This window comes from Ideonella aquatica (genome assembly GCF_018069755.1).
Classification (GTDB): domain Bacteria; phylum Pseudomonadota; class Gammaproteobacteria; order Burkholderiales; family Burkholderiaceae_C; genus Ideonella; species Ideonella aquatica.
Map to the genome: position 1 here is coordinate 25692 of NZ_JAGQDE010000010.1, position 20834 is coordinate 46525.

Annotated in this window: 23 protein-coding genes and 1 pseudogene; 14 read left to right on the forward strand and 10 right to left on the reverse strand. The window is 70.3% G+C overall.

Translation table 11 applies throughout. From position 1 onward, the window contains the following. Positions 1-17 precede the first annotated feature (17 nt). On the reverse strand, positions 18-1541 hold the full coding sequence (locus KAK06_RS12520; protein ID WP_210802447.1) for a CoA-acylating methylmalonate-semialdehyde dehydrogenase: 1524 nt from the start codon (positions 1539-1541) through the stop codon (positions 18-20). Positions 1542-1668: 127 nt separating this feature from the next. Between KAK06_RS12520 and KAK06_RS12525 the strand changes: the two genes are divergently transcribed. Continuing rightward, positions 1669-2652 carry a LysR family transcriptional regulator gene (locus KAK06_RS12525; RefSeq protein ID WP_210802448.1) on the forward strand — a complete coding sequence of 328 codons (984 nt, stop codon included), beginning with the start codon at positions 1669-1671 and terminating at the stop codon, positions 2650-2652. Between the two features lie 212 nt (positions 2653-2864). Next, positions 2865-3557, forward strand: a complete 693-nt coding sequence (locus KAK06_RS12530) for a YecA/YgfB family protein (RefSeq protein ID WP_210802449.1) — start codon at positions 2865-2867, stop codon at positions 3555-3557. 22 nt (positions 3558-3579) lie between these two features. On the opposite strand, the gene KAK06_RS12535 is transcribed toward KAK06_RS12530, so the two are convergent. Together KAK06_RS12535 and KAK06_RS12540 are read right to left on the reverse strand one after the other, a co-directional pair. Beyond that, a complete protein-coding gene (locus tag KAK06_RS12535; protein WP_210802450.1) occupies positions 3580-4863 on the reverse strand; it encodes an Hsp70 family protein in 1284 nt (427 codons plus the stop codon). 61 nt (positions 4864-4924) lie between these two features. Further along, a complete protein-coding gene (locus tag KAK06_RS12540) occupies positions 4925-6256 on the reverse strand; it encodes a D-amino acid dehydrogenase (RefSeq protein ID WP_210802451.1) in 1332 nt (443 codons plus the stop codon). A gap of 214 nt (positions 6257-6470) precedes the next feature. Between KAK06_RS12540 and KAK06_RS12545 the strand changes: the two genes are divergently transcribed. Then, positions 6471-6659, forward strand: a complete 189-nt coding sequence (locus KAK06_RS12545) for a hypothetical protein (protein WP_210802452.1) — start codon at positions 6471-6473, stop codon at positions 6657-6659. On the opposite strand, the gene KAK06_RS12550 is transcribed toward KAK06_RS12545, so the two are convergent. Together KAK06_RS12550 and KAK06_RS12555 are read right to left on the reverse strand one after the other, a co-directional pair. Further along, the gene (locus tag KAK06_RS12550) at positions 6660-7082 is read right to left on the reverse strand and encodes a universal stress protein (RefSeq protein ID WP_210802453.1); all 423 of its coding nucleotides are present in this window, start codon (positions 7080-7082) and stop codon (positions 6660-6662) included. A gap of 100 nt (positions 7083-7182) precedes the next feature. Continuing rightward, positions 7183-7959 (reverse strand): metallophosphoesterase, encoded by a 777-nt coding sequence (locus KAK06_RS12555; protein ID WP_210802454.1) that lies wholly within the window; start codon positions 7957-7959, stop codon positions 7183-7185. Positions 7960-8095: 136 nt separating this feature from the next. Between KAK06_RS12555 and KAK06_RS12560 the strand changes: the two genes are divergently transcribed. The 6 genes and pseudogenes from KAK06_RS12560 (at position 8096) to KAK06_RS12585 (ending at position 12435) form a co-directional block, all read left to right on the forward strand. Then, positions 8096-8377 (forward strand): hypothetical protein, encoded by a 282-nt coding sequence (locus KAK06_RS12560; protein WP_210802455.1) that lies wholly within the window; start codon positions 8096-8098, stop codon positions 8375-8377. A gap of 35 nt (positions 8378-8412) precedes the next feature. Next, positions 8413-8631, forward strand: coding sequence for a TOBE domain-containing protein (locus KAK06_RS12565; RefSeq protein ID WP_210802456.1), 219 nt, complete (start codon positions 8413-8415; stop codon positions 8629-8631). A gap of 10 nt (positions 8632-8641) precedes the next feature. After that, positions 8642-9664 carry a sulfate ABC transporter substrate-binding protein gene (locus KAK06_RS12570; protein ID WP_210802457.1) on the forward strand — a complete coding sequence of 341 codons (1023 nt, stop codon included), beginning with the start codon at positions 8642-8644 and terminating at the stop codon, positions 9662-9664. Positions 9665-9671: 7 nt separating this feature from the next. After that, positions 9672-10505, forward strand: coding sequence for a sulfate ABC transporter permease subunit CysT (gene cysT / locus KAK06_RS12575; protein ID WP_210802458.1), 834 nt, complete (start codon positions 9672-9674; stop codon positions 10503-10505). Between the two features lies 1 nt (position 10506). Next, positions 10507-11406 carry a sulfate ABC transporter permease subunit CysW gene (cysW, locus tag KAK06_RS12580; RefSeq protein WP_210802459.1) on the forward strand — a complete coding sequence of 300 codons (900 nt, stop codon included), beginning with the start codon at positions 10507-10509 and terminating at the stop codon, positions 11404-11406. A 3-nt stretch (positions 11407-11409) separates the two neighbouring features. Next, positions 11410-12435, forward strand: a pseudogene (locus tag KAK06_RS12585) (sulfate/molybdate ABC transporter ATP-binding protein). A gap of 20 nt (positions 12436-12455) precedes the next feature. Here KAK06_RS12585 and KAK06_RS12595 read toward each other — a convergent pair. Then, positions 12456-13223: a hypothetical protein gene (locus KAK06_RS12595; RefSeq protein ID WP_210802462.1), complete on the reverse strand. Its 768-nt coding sequence runs from the start codon at positions 13221-13223 to the stop codon at positions 12456-12458. Between the two features lie 159 nt (positions 13224-13382). Continuing rightward, complete coding sequence (locus tag KAK06_RS24400) at positions 13383-13517, reverse strand: hypothetical protein (RefSeq protein ID WP_259373621.1); 135 nt, start codon at positions 13515-13517, stop codon at positions 13383-13385. A 33-nt stretch (positions 13518-13550) separates the two neighbouring features. Here KAK06_RS24400 and KAK06_RS12600 point away from each other — a divergent pair, with 33 nt between their 5' ends. Together KAK06_RS12600 and KAK06_RS12605 are read left to right on the forward strand one after the other, a co-directional pair. Then, entirely contained in the window at positions 13551-14576 is a 1026-nt protein-coding gene (locus KAK06_RS12600) for a M14 family zinc carboxypeptidase (protein WP_210802463.1), read from the forward strand. Further along, positions 14573-15334: an alpha/beta fold hydrolase gene (locus KAK06_RS12605; RefSeq protein WP_210802464.1), complete on the forward strand. Its 762-nt coding sequence runs from the start codon at positions 14573-14575 to the stop codon at positions 15332-15334. Before KAK06_RS12600 ends, KAK06_RS12605 begins: the two co-directional genes overlap by 4 nt. Here the strand turns inward: KAK06_RS12605 and KAK06_RS12610 are convergent, their stop codons facing one another. Beyond that, on the reverse strand, positions 15335-16183 hold the full coding sequence (locus KAK06_RS12610; RefSeq protein ID WP_210802465.1) for an alpha/beta fold hydrolase: 849 nt from the start codon (positions 16181-16183) through the stop codon (positions 15335-15337). A 10-nt stretch (positions 16184-16193) separates the two neighbouring features. Next, positions 16194-16778: a nitroreductase family protein gene (locus KAK06_RS12615; RefSeq protein WP_210802466.1), complete on the reverse strand. Its 585-nt coding sequence runs from the start codon at positions 16776-16778 to the stop codon at positions 16194-16196. A gap of 144 nt (positions 16779-16922) precedes the next feature. Here KAK06_RS12615 and KAK06_RS12620 point away from each other — a divergent pair, with 144 nt between their 5' ends. From KAK06_RS12620 to KAK06_RS12630, 3 genes are all read left to right on the forward strand, one after another. Next, positions 16923-18212: an O-acetylhomoserine aminocarboxypropyltransferase/cysteine synthase family protein gene (locus tag KAK06_RS12620; RefSeq protein ID WP_210802467.1), complete on the forward strand. Its 1290-nt coding sequence runs from the start codon at positions 16923-16925 to the stop codon at positions 18210-18212. 20 nt (positions 18213-18232) lie between these two features. After that, the gene (locus KAK06_RS12625) at positions 18233-18982 is read left to right on the forward strand and encodes an MBL fold metallo-hydrolase (protein WP_210802468.1); all 750 of its coding nucleotides are present in this window, start codon (positions 18233-18235) and stop codon (positions 18980-18982) included. Positions 18983-19043: 61 nt separating this feature from the next. Then, positions 19044-19739 carry a hypothetical protein gene (locus tag KAK06_RS12630; protein WP_210802469.1) on the forward strand — a complete coding sequence of 232 codons (696 nt, stop codon included), beginning with the start codon at positions 19044-19046 and terminating at the stop codon, positions 19737-19739. Positions 19740-19745: 6 nt separating this feature from the next. On the opposite strand, the gene KAK06_RS12635 is transcribed toward KAK06_RS12630, so the two are convergent. Further along, on the reverse strand, positions 19746-20690 hold the full coding sequence (locus KAK06_RS12635; RefSeq protein WP_210802470.1) for a CysB family HTH-type transcriptional regulator: 945 nt from the start codon (positions 20688-20690) through the stop codon (positions 19746-19748). Between the last annotated feature and the right edge of the window lie 144 nt (positions 20691-20834).

Consider the following 20834-nt stretch of genomic DNA (forward strand, 5'->3'; position numbering starts at 1 on the left):
TTCACCGGGCGGGCGCCTCACTTGGCCGTGGGCATGACGAACTCGGCGCCCTTGGCGATGCTGGCCGGCCAGCGCTGCATGATCGACTTCTGCTTGGTGTAGAAGCGCACGCCCTCTTCGCCGTAGGCGTGCATGTCGCCGAACAGGCTCTTCTTCCAGCCACCGAAGCCATGCCAGGCCATCGGCACCGGGATGGGCACGTTGATGCCCACCATGCCGGCCTGCACGCGGCGGCCGAACTCGCGCGCGATGTTCCCGTCGCTGGTGAAGCAGGCCACGCCGTTGCCGTAGACATGCTCGTTGACCAGCTGCAGCGCCTCGGCAAAGTCCTTCACCCGCACGCAGGCCAGCACCGGGCCGAAGATCTCCTCCTGGTAGATGCGCATCTGCGGCGTGACGTGGTCGAACAGCGTGCCGCCGGTCCAGAAGCCGGTCTCATGGCCGGGCACGGTCAGACCGCGGCCATCGACCACCAGCTGCGCGCCTTCTTCCACGCCCAGCGCCACATAGCCCTCGATGCGGTCACGTGCCTCGCGGGTGACGATCGGGCCCATCTCGGCGGCCAGCTCCAGGCCGTTCATGACCTTCAGCGCCTTGGCGCGCTCGGCCAGCTTGGGGACGATCTTGTCGGCCACGTCGCCCACCAGCACCGCCACACTGATCGCCATGCAGCGCTCGCCGGCCGAGCCGTAGGCGGCGCCGATCAGCGCGTCCACCGCCTGCTCGACATCGGCATCGGGCATCACCACCATGTGATTCTTGGCGCCGCCCAGGGCCTGCACGCGCTTGCCGTTCTTCGCACCGGTCTCGTAGATGTATTGGGCGATGGGGGTGGAGCCGACGAAGCTGACGGCCTTTACCTCAGGGTGGTTCAGCAGCGCGTCGACCGCCAGCTTGTCGCCCTGCACCACGTTGAACACGCCGTCGGGCAGGCCGGCCTGCTTCAGCAGCTCGGCGATGAACAGGCTGGGGCTGGGGTCGCGCTCGCTGGGCTTGAGGACGAAGGTGTTGCCGCAGGCCAGGGCCACCGGGAACATCCACATCGGGACCATGCAGGGGAAGTTGAACGGCGTGATGCCGGCCACCACGCCCAGCGGCTGTCGCAGCGTCCAGTTGTCGATGCCGGTGCCCACCTGGTCGGTGAAGTCGCTCTTGAGCAGCTGCGGCGCGCCGCAGGCGAACTCGACGATCTCGATGCCGCGCGTGACCTCGCCCTGCGCATCGGTGAAGACCTTGCCGTGCTCGGCGGTGATCATCGCCGCCAGCGTGTCCTTGTGCTGGTTCAGCAGGCCCAGGAAGGCATTCAGGATGCGGGCGCGGCGCAGCGGCGGGGTCTCGGCCCAGGCGGGGAAGGCGGTGGCAGCGGCGGCCACCGCGGCATGCACATCGGCCTCGGCCGCCAGGCGCACGTGGCGCGCCACCTCGCCGGTGGCCGGGTTGTAGACGGCCTGGCGGCGCTCACCCTGGCCGTTCACGGCCTGGCCGGCGATGAAGTGGCCGATGTCGGCGCGGGCGGTGTAGGACACGGGGGCGAGGGCCATGGGGGTCTCCGTCGGGCAGGCCTTGCGATGCGCGCCAGTCTAGGCAACTGAGCCCTTGCGCAGAAGACCGGCACGCTGGATTCATTGTTCGCCATAGTGAACAATCAAGGCCACCACACTCGCACCAATGACCAGCACCGACAACGCCCCTCGCCACCCGCCCTGGGCCCACCTGCATGCGTTGACCGTGCTGGGCGAGGCCGGCAGCTTCACCGCCGCCGCGCAGCGCCTGGGCTGGTCCAAGGCCTTGATGAGCCAGCGCGTGGCCGAGCTGGAAGCCCAGGCCGGCGTGCCGCTGGTGCGCCGCACCACCCGCAGCGTGCGCCTGACCGAAGCCGGCCAGCAGCTGGTGGACCGCAGCCGCAGCGCCTTTGCCGAGATCGACGCCGCGCTGGCCAGCGTGCGCGACCTGGCCGGCGCGCCGCGCGGCCTGTTGCGGGTCACCGCACCGGTGGCCCTGGCCCGCCAGCAGCTGCTGCCGCGCCTGCCCGATTTCCTGCGCCGCTACCCCGAGCTGCGGCTGGAGCTGGACCTGGCCGACCGCCTGGCCTCGCTGGCACAGGAGGGCTTTGACCTGGCGATCCGCCACACCCACGCGCCGCCCGACACCCATGTGGCCTGGCCGCTGTGCGAGACCCGCTCGGTGCTGGTGGCCAGCCCCGCCTACCTGCGCGCGCGCGGCGCGCCCGCGCACCCGCTGGACCTGAGCGCGCATGACTGCCTGTACTACCCGCGCCCCGGCGCCACGCCGGTCTGGCAGCTCGAAGCGCGCCAGGGCGGCGCGCGCCACCGCGTGGCGGTGGGCGGGCCACTGGCCGCCAACAACTCCGAGGCGCTGCGCGAGGCGGCGCTGGGCGACCTGGGCATCGCGCTGCTGCCGGACTTCAGCGCCCAGGCGGCGCTCGCCGCTGGCCGGCTGCGGCCGGTGCTGCCCGGCTGGCGGCCGGTGGGCGCCTTTGCCGAGCGGCTGTGGGCGATCCGGCCGCACACCGCCCAGGTGCCGCGCGGCGTGCAGGTCCTGGTGGCCTGGCTGCGCGAGGTGCTGGCGCACGGCTTCGGCCCGGCGGCGGCGCCCCAGACCGGTGCGGCGCGGGCAAAAAAAACGACCTGACCCTTGCGGGCCAGGTCGGCAAGTCCTCCAGGAGGACGTCGTTGGGACCGGTGCGCATGCACTGAAGCAGCGCTTGAAAACCAATGTAGCAGCCCTGCCGTGGTGCCAATCCCCCAACTTAAGGGACATGTGTCGCCGTTACCACGGCTTTGCGCGCTTGTGCCGGCTCTGAAAGTCGGCCCACTGACGGTCGCCGCGGCGACAATCCCGCCATGTCCTCTCCCTTTGCCGATCCGCGCCCGCCCCTGACCGACGCCGAGATGGCCGAACTGGAGCGCCGCCTGGACGAGCTGCCCGACATCCTGGAGCCTCTGGACCTGGGCATGGCCGACGGCTACCTGGTCGGCGTGCTGCTGCAGCCCAGGCCGGTGGCCGAGCCCGACTGGCTGCGTTACGTGCTGGATGCTGACGGCCGGGTACCGCCCTGCGACATCGACCCCGAGCCGATCGCCGCACTGCTGCGCCGCCGCCACGCCGAGCTCAACCGCGCCATCCACCACCGCCAGTGGTTCGACCCCTGGGTCTTCGAGCTCGATGACGAGGCCGACCCGCTGGAGACCGTGCTGCCCTGGGTGGCCGGCTTTGCCATCGCGATGGAGCATTTCCCGGCGCTCACCCGCATCGACAGCGCCGAGCTGCTGGAGCCGCTGGCCGTGCTGTACCGCAGCTTCGACCCCGAGGATCTGGAAGACGCCGACGAGCTGCTGGCGCTGATCGAGGAGCTGGAGCCGCCGGCCGATCTGGCCGATGCGGTGGAGGCGCTGGTCAGCTCCAGCCTGCTGATTGCCGACGTGAGCCGGCCGCAGCACGGCCAGAGCGCTGCGCGCGCTGGCGCGCGCACGCCGCGGCGACCGGGTGGCGGTGGCGGCAAGCCCCGCTCCGGCCCACCGCGCGGCCGTCGTTGATCAGCCGCTGATCAGCCGCTGATCAGCCAAATACCCGCGCCGCGTGCAGGCCCAGACCCTGGGCCACGCTGGCCAGCCGGTCGCCCCGCACGCAGCGGGCGCTCACATACGGTGCAGCGATGCGGGTGCTGAGCGGCGCCAGGCCGGTGGAGCCGCCGGTCAGGTAAACCGCCTCGATCGCCGCCGGCGCCACGCCCGCCCGGCGCACCGTCTCCAGCCCGGCCTGCACGATGCGCTCGAGGTCGGTTTCCAGCGCGTCCAGCGCCTGCGCCTCGTCCAGATGGCTGGCCAGGCCGGGCTCCACCGCATCCAGATCGATCGGCGCCGCCTGCCCCTCGGCCACCGCGATCTTGGCCGCCTCGGCCGCCGCCATCAGGCCGTGGCCCAGGCGCTGGTCGATGATGGCCATCAGCCGCGCATGCAGGCCCCAGTCGGCGTAGAAGGTCTTCATGCGGCGCAGCTCCATCACCCGCTGCGGCAGGTAGACGGTGTTGATCAGGTGCCAGGTGGCCAGGTCGAAGTAGACCTTGCTGGGCACCTCGCGCTCCACCGGCTTGGGGCCGCGCGCCTTGTAGCCGGCCAGCGGCAGGATGGCAGCCAGCTCCACATGGCGGTCGAAATCGGTGCCGGCCACGTGCACGCCGTGGCTGGCCAGGATGTCGTCGGCGCGCTCGGTGCGGCCGCGCCGCGCCGGCCCCACCCGCACCACCGAGAAGTCCGAGGTGCCGCCGCCGATGTCGGCCACCAGCACCAGCTGCTCATGGTCCACCGTGGCCTCGTAGTCCAGCGCGGCGGCGATGGGCTCGAACTGGAAGGCCACCTCGTCGAAGCCCACGCTGCGCGCCGCGGCCTCCAGCGCGGCCTGGGCCTGGGCGTCGCGCTCGGGGTCGTCGTCGACGAAGTAGACCGGCCGGCCCAGCACCGCACGGCGCAGCGGTGCGCCCACCTGCGCCTCGGCCAGCGACTTCAGGTGGCGCAGGTAGCCGCCGATCACGTCGGCATAACGCACCGCGCGGCCAGCGCCCACGTCGGTGGCCTGGTCCATCAGCGCCGAGCCCAGCACGCTCTTCATCGAGCGCATCAGCCGGCCTTCCTGGCCCTCCACATAGGCGGCCAGCGCGGCGCGGCCGAACAGGCGGCGCGGCTCCTCGTGGGCGGCCAGGCCCTCCAGCGCGTAGAACACCGCGGTGGGCATGGTCGGCTGGCCGTCTTCCACCGGCACCAAGCCCATGCGGCCGTCGGCGGCGGGCACGGCGATGGCCGAGTTGGAGGTGCCGAAGTCGATCGCGCAGAAGGAATGCGTCATGCCGCGCCCGTCAGGAAAAGGGCGCGGATGATACGCGAGCCGCGCAGCGGCGGCAGCGGGCTCAGGCGGCGGCGGTGACCGGCGCGCGGCGGCCGGTCTCGACCGGACCGCAGAAGCCGAAGTCCAGCTGCGGCTGGCGGCCGGCGATCAGCTCGGCCAGCGCGCGGCCCGAGCCGGCGCCGTGGGTCCAGCCCAGCGTGCCGTGGCCGGTGTTGAGCCACAGGTTGCCCCACTTGGGCGCGCGGCCGATGTAGGGAATGTTGGTCGGCGTGCTGGGGCGCAGGCCGGCCCAGAAGTTGGTTTCGGTGGTATCGGCCACGCCGGGGAACAGCTCCTCGTAGCGGGTCACCAGGGCCTGGCAGCGCACGCGGGCGGTGTGGCCGTCCAGGCTGGTGTCGTAGCCCGAGAGCTCGGCGGTGCCGGCGATGCGGATGGTGTCGCCCAGGCGCGAGATCGCCAGCTTGCGGGTGTCGTCCATCAGGCTGACCACGCTGGCGTCCTGCGGGCGCTTGAGCTTGAGCGTGGCCGAGTAGCCCTTGGCCGGGTAGATGTCCAGGCTGACGCCCAGGCGGCGCAGCAGCGGGGCGCTGTACGAGCCCATGGCCACCACCACCTGCTCGCCGTCGATCGTGCGGGCCAGGCCATTGGCCCGCTCGGCCACGCGCACGCCGCTGACCTGGCCGGCGGCGGTCTCGAAGCCCAGCACGTCGTGGCCCCACAGGAACTGCACGCCGCGCTCGGCGCAGCGGCGCGCCAGCTCCTGGGTGAAGACGCGGGCGTCGCCCGATTCATCGCTGGCGGTGAAGGTGCCGCCTTGGATGTTGGGGCCGAAGGTGGCCAGCGCGGGCTCGACCTTCAGCACCTCCTCGCGCGTCAGGATCTTGCGGTCCACGCCGTGGCGGCGCATCAGCTCGGCGGCGGCAAAGCCGGCCTCGGCGTCGGCGGCCGACGAGAAGAAGTGCAGGATGCCGCGCTCCAGCCGCTGGTAGGCGATGCCGGTCTCGGCCACCAGGGCCTTGAGCGACTCATGGCTGTAGGCGCCCAGCGCCACCAGCTGCTGCACGTTGCGGGCGAAGGCCGCGTCGGTGCACTGGGTCAGGAACTTCAGGCCCCAGCGCCACTGGTGCGGGTCCAGGCGGGGGCGGAACAGCAGCGGCGAGTCCTCGCGCAGCAGCCACTTGGCCACCTTCAGCGGCGCGCCGGCATTGGCCCAGGGCTCGCAGAAGCTGACCGAGATTTGCGCGCCGTTGGCGAAGCTGGTTTCCAGCGCGGCGTCGTCCTGTCGGTCGACCACCGTGACGCGGTGGCCCTGGCGGGCCAGGTACCAGGCGGTGCTGATGCCGATGATGCCGGCACCAAGGACGATCACATGCTGGTTCGACTGCGACTTCATGACGCTCACCTCGTGGGGGGTTGTGGACCTCCGCGACGGGGAGCGCGGGGCAGTGAGCGCATTCTCGGCAGCCGGGCCTAGTTCATGAAGGGAAATTCGCCAAAATCAATATTCATTAGGGCGACTAATAGATGTCCGGTGGCCGTGCCTCGGGCTTGATTTCGACCGCCGCCGGCCGAAGTCAAGGCCAAGAACCCAGCCCGCCGGAGACCCCATGCCCGCCCCCGCCCGCCCCAGCCTGTGGAACCGCCTGTTCGCGCGCAGCACTGCACCGCGTGCCGAGGACGACGACGACGCAGCCGGCCTGGGCACTGCCTTTGGCCTGGACTATGTGCTGGACGAGGTGCCGGTGCCGATGCCCTGGCAGGTGGCCGACGAGGTGCAGGCCCCGCCGCGGGCGTGATCAGCGCACCAGCAGGACCGGCGTCTTGCAGTGGGCCATCACCTTGGTGGCCACCGAGCCCATGACCAGGTTGCCCAGCGACGAGTGGCCGTGTGAGCCCATCACCAGCAGGTCGAAATCGCCCTTGTCGGCGGTGGCGGCGATGACCTCGGCCGCCGAGCCCACCTTGGAGACGTAGGTGGCCTCGATGCTCTGGCGCTTGAAGAAGGCGCGGATGGGCTTGAAGACCTTCTCGGCCTCGTCGTCGTAGTAGCCCTTGAGCAGGGCCTTGTCCAGCACGGCCGACGCGCGCGGCGGCACCGGGCTGACGGCATTCACGACGGTAAAGCTGTTGCCGCGCACCAGCCACTCGTCGTGGGCCGCCAGGTAGGCCAGCATGCGCTTGGTAAAGGAACTGCCATCGACGGCGACGAGGATCTTCATGGGGGGTACTCCGCGGTGGAATCGATGGGGTCAGTGTCGCACGCAGCCGCAGTGGAGCGCATGCGCAATTGCCACATGCTGAGCCTCGTCAGGGCGGTGCTCAGACCTCGATCAGGCGCAGCGCATCCCAGCCCTCGTCCTCGCCCTTGGACACCAGGCCGCGCGCCTGACAGACCACCCGCGCTGGCGCCCGGCCCGGCCGCGGCAGCGCATAGGCATGGCGGCAGTGCACATGGCCGTGCAGCCACAGGTCGGCGCGGGTGACCAGGTCCTCGTCGTCATTGCAGAAGCTGGCCGTGCCGGGCTGGCGGCCGTAGCGCGGGTCGGCGCTGCGCAGGCTGGGCGCGAAGTGGGTGATGACCAGGGTCGCGTCCCAGCGGCCCTGGGCCGGCTCGGCCAGCGCCTGCTCCAGCCAGTCGCGGCAGACCTGGGCCTCGGCGCGCACCGCGGCGGCGTCGAAGATCTGGCCGGCGCGGGTGCTGCGCTGCACGCGCGCGAAGTACTCGCCGGCACGCATGGCGCGCTCGCGCTGTGCGGCGCCGAAGACATCGAAATCGCTCCAGCGCGTCGTGCCCAGCACGCGGATGCGGCGGCCATCGTCGCCCGTCAGCAGCAGCGACTCGCGCTCCAGCAACTGGATGCCCAGCGCCGCCGCCTGCGCGCGCAGCGCCGGCAGCGCTTCGTCCACGTCACGCCCGTCGTACTCGTGGTTGCCAGCCACCATCAGCACCGGCACCGGCCAGTCGGCAAAGCGTGACAGACCCTGCCAGGCGCTGTCGATGTCGCCCGCCAGCACCAGCAGCTCGGCGCCGGGGGCGGCCTGGGGCTCCCAGGGCTCGGTTTCCAGGTGCAGGTCAGATAGCAGTTGCAGGCGCATCGCCAGATCATCGCAGAGCGCACAGCACGGCTCGCTTATGCGCTGCGCGAGCAAGCAATCGCGAAGGCCTTCGTTGTCCAGGGGCGGGGCGGCGCCGATCATTCCCCCACACCACCCCGCCAACGAGGTCCCCGTCATGAGCATCACCGCACATCACCTTGAACTGCCGTTCACCGGGCAGGCGCTGCGCCAGGCCGTCGAGGCCCGTGACATCCCCCGCCTGCACGCCATGGCGGCCCAGCTGCGCGTGGCCGGCTACCGCGGCGACACGCAGACCGTGGTCAACGAACTGCTCAGCAACGGCTGCGCCTGGATCACCGACGCCTTTGACCAGCGCGTGCCACTGCAGGTGCGCGTGCCGCCGGCCCTGCCACGCCAGCAGGTCGACCAGCGGGTCCCGTTCCGCATCGCCGACTGATGTCCCCTCTGTCTCACCTCACACAGGTCACCCCAATGAGCATCCTCGCCGTCAACGCACGCAACCAGTTCCGCGGCAAGGTCCGCGAAATCATCGAAGGCCCGGTCGTCTCCGAAGTCGACGTGGAAACGCCGTCCGGCCTGGTCGTCACCTCGGTCATCACCACCCGCTCGGTGCATGAGCTGGGCCTGCAGGTCGGCCGCGACGTGGTGGCCCTGGTCAAGTCCACCGAGGTCTCGATCGCCACCTTGTAACAGGAACACCATGCATCGCCTCCCCTTTCGCCTGGGCGCCATCAGCGCCATCGGCGCCGCCCTGCTGCTGAGCCTGGCCGGCGCCGCGCACGCCAAGGACATCACGCTGCTCAATGTCTCGTATGACCCGACGCGTGAGCTGTACCAGGACTTCAACAAGGCCTTCGCCGCCCAGTGGAAGGCCAAGACCGGTGACACCGTCACCATCAAGCAGTCGCACGGCGGCTCGGGCAAGCAGGCCCGCTCGGTGATCGACGGCCTGGAGGCCGACGTGGTCACGCTGGCGCTGGCCTATGACATCGACGAGCTGGCCGACAAGGGCAAGCTGATCCCCGCCGACTGGCAAAAGCGCCTGGCGCACAACAGCAGCCCCTACACCTCGACCATCGTGTTCCTGGTGCGCAAGGGCAACCCCAAGGGCATCAAGGACTGGGGCGACCTGGTCAAGCCGGGCATCTCGGTCATCACGCCCAACCCCAAGACCTCGGGCGGTGCGCGCTGGAACTACCTGGCCGCGTGGGGCTATGCCCTGAAGCAGCCGGGCGGCAATGAGGCCAAGGCCCGGGACTTCGTCACCGCCCTCTTCAAGAACGTGCCGGTGCTCGACAGCGGCGCGCGCGGCTCCACCACCACCTTCGTCGAGCGCGGCATCGGCGATGTCTTCATCTCGTGGGAGAACGAGGCCTTCCTGGCGGTCAAGGAACTGGGTCCGGACAAGTTCGAGATCATCGTGCCCTCGCTCAGCATCCTGGCCGAGCCGCCGGTGACGGTGGTGGACAAGGTGGTCGACAAGCGCGGCACCCGCGAGGTGGCCAAGGCCTACCTGGACTACCTCTACACGCCTGACGGCCAGCGCATTGCCGGCGAAAACTACTACCGACCGACCGACCCCAAGGTCGCCGAGAAGTTCGCCAAGCAGTTCCCGAAGATCAATCTCTTCACGATCGACGAGGTCTTCGGCGGCTGGGCCAAGGCGCAGAAGACGCACTTCGCCGACGGTGGCGTGTTCGACACGATCTACCTGCGCAAGTGAGTGCCCCGTGCTGCTGTCCCGCACCCTGCTCAAGCGCCACACCGTCTTGCCCGGTTTCGACCTGGCGCTGGGCTTCGCGCTGCTCTACCTCGGTCTGATCGTGCTGCTGCCGCTGTCGGCGGTGTTCCTGAAGACCTTCACCCTCAGCTGGGCCAGCTTCTGGGACACGGTCAGCTCGCCGCGGGTGGTGGCCTCGTACCAGCTGACCTTCGGCGCCTCGCTGGCGGCGGCCCTGATCAATGCGGTCTTCGGGCTGCTGGTGGCCTGGGTGCTGGTGCGCTACCACTTTCCGTTCAAGCGCGTGGTCGACGCGCTGGTCGACCTGCCCTTCGCGCTGCCAACGGCCGTGGCCGGCATCGCGCTGACGGCGCTGTATGCCGAGAACGGCTGGATCGGCAGTTGGCTGCCGTTCAAGGTGGCCTTCACGCCCACGGGTGTCTTCGTGGCGCTGACCTTCATCGGCCTGCCCTTCGTCGTGCGCACGGTGCAGCCGGTGCTCGAGGACCTGCAGAAGGAGCTGGAAGAAGCCGCCGCCACGCTGGGCGCCAGCCGTGGCCAGACCTTCCGCCTGGTGATCCTGCCCACGCTGACGCCGGCGCTGCTGACCGGCTTCGCGCTGGCCTTTGCCCGGGCGCTGGGCGAGTACGGCTCGGTGATCTTCATCGCCGGCAACATGCCGATGGTCAGCGAGATCACGCCGCTGCTGATCATCACCAAGCTCGAGCAATACGACTACGCCGGCGCCACCGCGATCGCGGTGGTGATGCTGACGATCGCCTTCGTGCTGCTGCTGGGCATCAACATGATTCAATCGTGGGCGCGTCAGCGCCAGGGCCGCTGAGATGAACACCACCGTCCTTGCCTCACCGGGCGTGGTCGCCCCGCGCAGCCCGCTGTCCGCCACCAGCGAACCCGCCTGGGTGCGGATCGCGCTGATCCTCACCGCCCTGGCCTTCCTGTCCTTCTTCCTGTTCGTGCCGCTGTTCGCGGTGTTCCACGAAGCGCTGAAGAAAGGCTGGGAGGTCTACCTGGCGGCGATCGTCGAGCCCGACGCGCTGTCGGCGGTCAAGCTCACGCTGATCGCCGCCGGCATCTCGGTGCCGCTGAACCTGGTCTTCGGCATCGCCGCGGCCTGGGCCATCGCCAAGTTCGAGTTCCGCGGCAAGAACCTGCTGCTCACCCTGATCGACCTGCCCTTCTCGGTCAGCCCGGTGATCGCCGGCCTGATCTATGTGCTGGTCTTCGGCCTGCAGGGCTGGCTGGGCGAGTGGCTGCGCGACCACGACCTGAAGGTGATCTTCGCGGTGCCCGGCATCGTGCTGGCCACCGTCTTCGTGACCTTCCCGTTCATCGCCCGTGAGCTGATTCCGCTGATGCAGGCCCAGGGCCAGGAACAGGAAGAGGCCGCGCGGGTGCTGGGCGCCAGCGGCTGGCAGATCTTCTGGCGCGTCACGCTGCCCAACGTCAAATGGGCCCTGCTGTACGGGGTGATCCTGTGCAACGCGCGGGCGATGGGCGAGTTCGGCGCGGTCAGCGTGGTCTCAGGCCACATCCGCGGCCAGACCAACACCATGCCGCTGCACATCGAGATCCTCTACAACGAGTACCAGTTCGCGGCGGCCTTCGCCGTGGCCTCGCTGCTGGCCGGCCTCGCCCTGGTGACCCTGGTCCTGAAATACATCGTCGAACAACGCGTCAAGCAGGTCAAGCACGCCGCCCGCGCAGATCAAGAGAGCGAATAAGCCATGTCCATCGAAGTCAAGAACCTGGTCAAGCACTACGGCCCGCTGGCGGTGTGCAACCACCTGAACCTGACCATTCCTTCGGGTGAGCTGGTCGCGCTGCTGGGCCCGTCGGGCTCGGGCAAGACCACGCTGCTGCGCATGATCGCCGGCCTGGAGCAGCCCGACAGCGGCCAGGTGCTGTTCCACGGTGAGGACGCGACCTTCTCGGATGTGCGCGAGCGCCATGTGGGCTTCGTCTTCCAGCACTACGCGCTGTTCGGCCACATGACGATCTTCGAAAACATCGCCTTCGGCCTGCGCGTGCGCCCCAAGGCGACGCGGCCCAGCGATGGCGCGATCCGCGCCAAGGTCAGCGAGCTGCTCAAGCTGGTGCAGCTCGACTGGCTGGCCGACCGCTACCCGCACCAGCTCTCCGGCGGCCAGCGCCAGCGCGTGGCCCTGGCGCGGGCACTGGCGGTGGAGCCCAAGGTGCTGCTGCTCGACGAGCCCTTCGGCGCGCTGGATGCCAAGGTGCGCAAGGAACTGCGCCGCTGGCTGCGCCGCCTGCACGACGAGGTGCATGTGACCAGCGTCTTCGTCACCCACGACCAGGAAGAGGCGATGGAAGTGGCTGACCGCATCGTGGTGATGAACGAAGGCCGCATCGAGCAGGTCGGCAGCCCCGACGAGGTCTACGACCACCCGGCCACGCCCTTCGTGCTGAAGTTCCTGGGCGACGTCAACCTGTTCCACGGCCGCGCCCAGGACGACGTCAGCTACGTGCGCCCGCATGAGCTGGACATCGTGCCCGCGGCCGACGACGGCACCTGGTCGGTGACCTTCTCGCAGGCGCTGACCGTGGGCCCGAACACGCGGGTCTAGTTCCTGCGCGACGACGGCGCCTATGTGGATGTCGAGCTGCCGCGCGAGCGCTGGCACGCGCTGCGCCAGCAGCACGCGCTGCAGGACGGCAGCCGGGTGCACCTGAAGCCGCGGCGCATCACGCGCTTTGGCGATCAGCCTGTCGATCCGGCCTCGGCCATCTGAGAGGCTGGTCAACAGCGCGCTCAGCGCGCCGCGCCGTAGCGCACGCCCTTGAGGCTGGTCGTGTTGGCGCCCGGCACGTCGGTGGTCAGCGAGACGCGCGCACTGTCCAGCATGCGCAGTGTGTTCTCGGCGCAGAAGGTGTTGGATCCCAGGACGCGGAGCGCATCGACGTAGCCTCTGATTTCAACGTCCAGGGACAGCGTATCACCCACGACCGTCGTCTTCGTCAGTGACATGCGGTAGGTTCCGTTGAACGGCGCACTCGGGCTCCAGATGGTGAAGGGACCCGACAGGTTGAGGTACGCGCGGAAAAAGGGCACGGAGTTGCAGCCGTTGCCCTCGCGCGGCATGTCGAGCGCGATGTCGACGTTGGCGGTGTAGGTCACTGGCGTGCCGGCCGGCAGATCGCCGGCCTTGACCTCGATGTCGTCCTTGAAGAAGACGATGCCTTCGGCGCTCGCCGCAGAGACACGGCAGTCGGGCGGGATCTCGGCGGCCAACGCCTTGAGGTTCATCCGCGGCAGGTGTCCCAGCGCGATGCCTCCCGACACCAGGGCCTGGCTGCCGCTGGGCGCCAGCGCGGCAAGCTTGAGTTTCTTTCGCTCGCCCTTGATCGGATCGAAGTCGAAGTCCTCGGGCTGGGTGTCGGCGACTCCGTCGCAGCCATAGGTCTGGGCGTTGCCGTATCGGTAGGTGGAGGGGTTGGCCTGCGCGGGCGCAGACAGGCCCATGAGGCAGCCCGCGGCCGAGGCGGCGGCCAGCAGGCGCAGACAAGAACGGTGGGACATGCGTGAACTCCTGGTCAGATGCTGCTTCCCGCCGTGATCCAGCGAGATCCGGTCGGCAAGGAGCGCTGACAGGCTATCCAGGGGTCGCGCGGAGCGCATCCACAGATCGGTGGAGTTGCGGCCGGGCGGTCACACCCTTGTCACCGTGGCCGGCCAGGATCAGCGGCTGCGCCGCGATTCCTGCAGGCGGCTGCGCGCCAGAGCCAGGCATTCCAGCGCGCCGACAGCCAGGGCCAGCAACCACCAGGCCAGGCTGGTACGAGGGGCGGCGCGGAGGTGGGTGAGATCGTGCATGCGCCGAGTCTGGCGACAGGAGATGACGGATTGATGGCAGGCCGCAGCGGCGCCTCGGTGCTCGACGAGATCGACGGCCTGGCCGCCCAGTGCCCGCCCGGGATGCAGGTGCAGACGCTGTGCGAGATCGATGCGCGCGGCCGGCGCTGTGCCGTGCTGAGCTTCAGCGCCGGCCCCAGCGACCCGGCGCTGCCGGCCTTCGGCGTGTTCGGCGGCGTGCATGGCCTGGAGCGCATTGGCGTCGAGGTGGTGCTGGCCTTCCTGCGTGCTGTGCTGGCGCGCTGGGCCTGGGATGTCTCGCTGCACGACCTGCTGAGCCGCGTGCGGCTGGTGGTGGTGCCGCTGGTCAACCCGGGCGGCCTGCTGCACGGCACGCGCGCCAATCCGGCGGGCGTGGACCTGATGCGCAACGCGCCGGTGGACTGCCGCCACGGCGCGCCCTGGGGCGTGGGCGGCCAGCGCATGAGCGCCCGCCTGCCCTGGTACCGCGGCCCGGCCGACGCACCGATGCAGCCCGAGGCGCAGGCGCTGTGCAACGTGGTCGAGCGCGAGCTGATCGGCCGGCCGCTGGCGATCAGCATCGACTGCCACTCGGGCTTTGGGCTGGAGGATCGGCTGTGGTTTCCGCACGCCCACACGCCCACCCCCATCGAGCACCTGCCCGAGCTGCACGTGCTGTCGCAGCTGTTGGACGGCGCGCTGCCGCACCACCGCTACCGCTGTGAGCCGCAAAGCCTGCAGTACCTGGCGCATGGTGACCTGTGGGACCACCTGTACCTGCGCGCGCAGCAGCAGGCCGGCACCACGCTGCTCCCGCTGACGCTGGAGATGGGCTCCTGGCTGTGGGTCAAGAAGAACCCGCGCCAGGCCTTCAGCCGCCACGGCATCTTCAACCCGCTGATCGCCCACCGCCAGCAGCGCGTGCTGCGCCGCCATCTGGCGCTGCTCGATCACCTGATGCGCGCCGCCGCCAGCCAGCACCGCTGGCGGCCCGCAGCGCCGGCACGCGAGGCCGCCCGCGAGGCCGCGTGGCGGCATTGGTACGGGGCACGCCCATGACGCCCGCGCCGCGCACCTGGGTGCTGTTGCGCGGTCTGACCCGCGAGGCCGCACACTGGGGCGATTTCGTGCCGGCCCTGCAGGCCGCGCTGCCGCACGCCCGCCTGCTGTGTGTGGATCTGCCGGGCGCCGGCACCGCGCACCGGCAGGCCTGTCCGCCCACGATCGCGGCGATCACCGCGCACTGCCGCGCCGCGGCCCAGGCCGCCGGCGCGACCGGGCCGCTGGGTCTGCTCGGGCTGTCGATGGGCGGCATGGTGGCCGCCGACTGGCTGCTGCGCCATCCGAGCGAGGTGCAGACGGCGGTGCTGGTCAACAGCAGCGTGGCGGGCCTGAGCCCGCTGCACCACCGTCTGCGCCCGGGCCACTGGCCGCGGCTGCCGGCGCTGGCCCTGGGCTGGGGCAGCGCGGCCGCTGAGGCGCAGGTGCTGGGCCTGAGCAGCGGTCGCCGCCCGCTGCCGCCCGAGTGGCTGGCCCACTGGACCGCGATCCAACGCCAGCGGCCTGTCAGCCGCGGCAACGCGCTGCGCCAGCTGTGGGCCGCGGCGCGCTACCGCCTGCCGCCCGGCCGACCGGCGATGCCGGTGCTGGTGCTGTGCAGCCTGGGCGATGCGATGGTCTCGCCCGCCTGCTCGGCCGCGCTGGCGCGGCATTGGGACTGCCCGCTGTGGGAGCACCCCCGCGCTGGCCACGACCTGGCGCTGGACGATCCGCAGTGGCTGGCGCAGGCGGTGGCGCGCTGGGCGGCCGGTGCCTGATCAGGCCAGAATGAAGCGCCGCAGGGCAGCGAAGGCGGCATCGGGTTCGTCGCGCCAGGCGCCGTGGCCGGAGCCCTCGAACACCGCCAGCTCGGCCAGGCCGGGTGGCAGCGCCGCGGCGATGTCCTGGCTGTCGGCCAGCGGGCACACCGGGTCCTGCGCGCCGGCCATCACCAGCACCGGGCACTGCGCGCGCGCCAGACCGGGCAGCAGGTCCATGCTCTGCTGCTCGCCGCTGGCCGAAGCGAACAGGATGGCCTCGTTGAAGACGATGCGGCGTGTCGCCTCGTCGCTGCGCGCGGGCGTGGTGTTGTACAGCGGCAGGCAGACCTGGCGGTAGGGCGCCCAGGTGGCCTCGGAGGGCTGGCGCCAGAAGGCCTCGGCCACCGCGCGCGCTGCCGCGCCGCCCAGGCGCTCGAACATCGCCAGCTTGCGCGCCAGCCCCAGGTGCGGCGAGGTGCTGGAGAGGATCACCTTGGCGGCATGGCCCGGGTGCCGCGCCAGATAGCGCTGGGCGACGAAGCCGCCAAAGCTCTGGCCCAGCACGAGGGGGCGGGTGAGGCCCAGCGCATCGCTCAGCCGCACCACGTCGTCGGCGAAGGTGTCCAGCGTCCACTCGTCGGCCGGCCGGCGGTCGCTGCGGCCGTGGCCGCGGTGGTCGTAGTAGACGATCTGCGCCACGTCGGCCAGGCGCGAAAAGGCCGGCTTGAAGCCGCTGTGGTCGTAGCCGGGGCCGCCGTGCAGCAGGATCAGCGTGGGCTTCTCGCGCATCGACGGGCCATCAGGTACCAGGCCCGGGCCCTCGATGTCGACGAAGAGGCGGACGCCGGGTTCGATCTCGATGCGCATGGCCGACCGCTCAGAAGGTCCAGCGGCCCTCGGCAGCGATGGCCGACAGCGGCAGGCGGTCGTTCGGCTCCTCGCGGGCCTTCAGGCCTTCGGGCAGGGCTTCCTTCGGGCCCCGCTTGCCGATGGCCACCACGGCGTGGATCTGTGCATCGTCGGGCAGGCCCAGCGCGGTGCTCAGCACGGCAGCATCAAAGCCGCCCATGCCGTGGGTGATGTAGCCCATCAGGTGGGCCTGCACCGCCAGGCTCATCCAGGCGGCGCCGGCATCAAAGGCGTGCCAGGGGTTGGGCTTGGCGTCGGTGGCGCCGGGGGCGACCGAGGTCTTCTTCGAGGCCACGACCAGCAGCACCGAGGCCTTGTTTGCCCAGCCCTGGTTGAAGGGCACCAGGCCGGCCAGGATGCCGGCGAAGGCGCCGCTGCCGGCGTGGCCGTAGACGAAGCGCCAGGGCTGGATGTTCGACGCCGACGGCGACCAGCGGGCGGCCTCCAGCAGCGTGTCCAGGTCGGCCTGGGGCATGGCCTCGCCGGTGAAGGAGCGCGGCGACCAGCGGGCGGTGAACAGTTCGGCGACGGGGTGGGCGGCTTGGCGGGGCATGGGCGTGGGTGTGAGGTGGACGAGCGCGCCATTGTGGCGGTGTTGCGGCGAGGATGCTGATGCAGGGATGTCGCTTGGCAGCGCCGCCCTGGCGGACCTATCCTTCGCGCCGTCCCATCCGAACATCACCGAGGAGACTCACGCATGACCTGGCGCTTTGAGACCGTGTCCGTCCATGGCGGCTACTCGCCCGACCCCACCACCAAGTCGGTGGCGGTGCCCATCTACCAGACCGTGGCCTATGCCTTTGACAGCGCCCAGCACGGCGCCGACCTGTTCGACCTGAAGGTGCCGGGCAACATCTACACCCGCATCATGAACCCGACCAACGATGTGCTGGAGCAGCGCATCGCGGCCCTGGAAGGCGGCATCGCCGCGCTGGTGCTGGCCTCGGGTCAGGCGGCGGTGACCTACGCCATCCAGACCATCACCGAGGCCGGCGACAACATCGTCGCCTCCAGTGCGCTGTACGGCGGCACCTACAACCTGCTGGCCCACACGCTGCCGCAGTTCGGGGTGGCCACGCGCTTTGCCAACTACCGCGACCCGGCCAGCTTCGAGGCGCTGATCGATGGCAAGACCAAGGCGGTCTTCGTCGAGTCGCTGGGCAACCCGCAGGGCAACATCACCGACATCGGCCAGATCGCCGAGATCGCCCACCGCCACGGCGTGCCGCTGATCGTCGACAACACCGTGCCCAGCCCCTACCTGTGCCGGCCCTTCGAGCATGGCGCCGACATCGTGGTGCACTCGCTGACCAAGTACTGCGGTGGCCACGGCAACAGCCTGGCGGGCGCGATCGTCGACTCGGGCAAGTTCCCGTGGGCGCAGCACAAGGAGCGCTTCCCGCGCCTGAACACGCCGGATGTGAGCTACCACGGCGTGGTCTACACCGAGGCCCTGGGCCCGGCCGCCTACATCGGCCGCGCCCGTGTGGTGCCGCTGCGCAACACCGGTGCCGCGCTGTCACCGTTCAACGCCTTCCTGATCCTGCAGGGCCTGGAAACACTGGCGCTGCGCATGGACCGCATCAGCGCCAACGCGCTGGCAGTGGCCAAGTTCCTGCAGCAGCACCCCAAGGTCGACTGGGTCAACTACGCCGGCCTGCCCGATCACCCCGACCACGCGCTGGTGCAAAAGTACCTGTCCGGCCAGGCCTCGGGCCTGCTGACCTTCGGCCTGAAGGGCCCGGCCGGCGGCGGCCGCGAGCGCGGTGCCCGCTTCCTGGACGCGCTGCAGCTGTTCACCCGCCTGGTCAACATCGGCGACGCCAAGTCGCTGGCCACCCACCCGGCCAGCACCACGCACCGCCAGCTGGGGCCGGAGGAACTGGTCAAGGCCGGGGTGAGCGAAGACACGGTGCGGCTGTCGATCGGCATCGAGCACATCGACGACCTGCTGGCCGATCTGGGCGAGGCGCTGGCCGCCGTCTGACGCCACGGGACCCGACGACCATGATCTTCCGCCAGCTCTTCGAGCCCCTGTCTTGCACCTACACCTACCTGCTCGGCTGCGAGCAGACCGGGCAGGCGCTGCTGATCGACCCGGTGGTCAATGCCATCGACCGTGACCTGGCACTGCTGCAGCAACTGGGGCTGCGGCTGGCCTGGACCGTCGAGACCCACATCCATGCCGACCACATCACCGGTGCGCGCCACCTGAAGGAGCGGGTGGGCTCGCGCATCGCGGTGGCGGCGCTGGATGCGCTGCCCTGCGCCGACCTGGGCCTGCAGGACGGCGTGCCGCTGACCCTGGGTGAGCTGAGCCTGCTGCCCATCCACACCCCCGGCCACACCGCGCACCACCTGGCTTTTGCAGGCGCTGGGCGGCTGTTCACCGGTGACGCCCTGCTGATCGAAGGCTGCGGCCGCACCGATTTCCAGGGCGGCAGTGCGGCCGATCTGTACCGCAGCATCCACCAGCGCCTGTTCACCCTGCCCGATGAGACCCTGGTCTACCCCGGCCACGATTACCAGGGCCGCCAGGTCTCGTCCATCGGCCAGGAAAAGGCGCGCAACCCGCGCCTGGGCCAGGGCCGCAGCGCGGCTGAGTTTGAGGCGCTGATGGCCGCGCTGAACCTGCCTTACCCGAAGTTCATCGACCACGCCGTGCCCGGCAACCGCGACTGCGGCCGCTGCCCCGATGACCTGCCCACCCAGCTGCAGGCCTACTGTGGCCGCATGACGGAGAGTCCGCAGGGCTGAGCGCTGGACAGCCGGGCGCTGTGCGTTAATAATGTGCGCCCTGCACATTTAAAGGACTGCCATGCCCGCCCGCCACCCGACCCCCGCCCTCGCCCTGCTGCTGGGCGCCCTGCTGGCGGCGCCGCTCGCCGCGTCGGCTGGCACCCAGATCGGCGCCAGCGGCAAGACCTTTGCGTCCGATGCCTGGGCCTGCGCACTGCACCCCACGCGCGGCTACGCGCCGCAGGTGGTGGCTGGCCTGTACCAGCCCGCGCCCACCGCCAGCGCCAAGGTGCTGCTCAATGGCCAGCGGGTGGCGCGGGTGGATGCCGCCGCGCCGTCGGCCACGGTGTGGCTGGCCAACGGCCTGAACAGCGTGGGCGTGAAGATCAACAAGAAGAACAACGACGCCTTTGCCTTTGACGCTGCGCTGACCTACCCCAACCAGCCCAACGCCTGCATTCCTGACACCAGCGCCAATGTCGTGGCCGGCAATGTTGAGACCGCTGCCTCGGGCAAGTCGTATGCGGTGGTGCAGCCGGGCTGCGCGCGCAACCCGCTCACCGGCCGCACCCAGGCGTTCGTCAACCTGTTTGACGCCGGCACCTGGCTGCTGAATGTGTCGGTCAACGGCGTGCCGCTCACCCAGCTCAACGGCACCACCCGCATCAGCGTGCCGGTGTTTCTGGAGACCGGGCTGAACCTGATCACCGCAGCCAACGGCACGCTGTCGGTGGACGCCTACGTGCGCGACGTGCCCGCCGGCTTCTGCCTCTGATCGGGCTCACAGCGGCGCCGGCGTGGCGCCCGCCGGCGCCGCCTGCGCCTGCTCCACCACCTCGCGCGTCAGGTGCGGCGCAAAGACGGTGATGAAGTCATAGGCGTAGCGGCGCAGCAGGCTGCCGCGGCGCACGCCCACCATCGTGGTGTTGATCGCGAACAGCTGGCGCGCGTCGATGGCGCGCAGGTGGGTGTCGCGCTGCTCATCAAACGCGATCGCGGCGATGATGCCCACGCCCAGGCCCAGCTCCACATAGGTCTTGATGACGTCGGCGTCCATCGCGCTGAGCACCACCTGCGGCCGCAGACCGGCACGGGTGAAGGCGTCGTCGATGCTGCCGCGGCCGGTGTAGCCGGCCTCGTAGGTGATCACCGGGTAGGCGGCCAGGCGCTCCAGCGTCAGCGGTGCGTCCAGCAGCGCGTGCCCCGGCGGCACCACCACCGCGTGGCTCCAGCGGTAGCAGGGCAGGGCCGCCAGCTCGGGCGCCTCGGCCAGGTAGTGCGACGCAATGCCGATGTCGGCCACGCCCGACAGCAGCATCTGCGCCACCTGGGCCGGCGAGCCCTGGTGCATCTGCAGCTGCACCTGCGGGTGGGTGGCGCGGAAATCATGCACCGCCGACGGCAGCGCAAAACGCGCCTGCGAGTGGGTGGCGGCAATGCTCAGCACGCCGGCATCGCCCAGGCGGAAATCATCGCCCGCGCGCTGCAGGTTCTCGGCGTCCAGCAGCAGCTTCTCCACCCAGGGCAGCACGCGCTCGCCGGCGGCCGTCAGCCCGGTCAGGCGCTTGCCGGCGCGCACGAAGATCTCCACGCCCAGCTCGTCCTCCAGCTCGCGGATCTGCCGGCTCACCCCGGGCTGCGAGGTGTGCAGCGCAGCGGCCACATCGGTCAGGTTGAAGGCGCGGCGGTGGGCTTCACGCACGGAGCGCAGCTGCTGAAAGTTCATGCGGGCAAACGCCTGGACGGGGCGCGTTCATCGGAAAGCGCATTATCAAAAGCTCTGGCGCGCATCCCAACAACGAAATCAGCCTATCGCTATACCGTCAGCGCATAACCAGACACGCTCAGCGTCGCGGGTTCTAGGTGATGC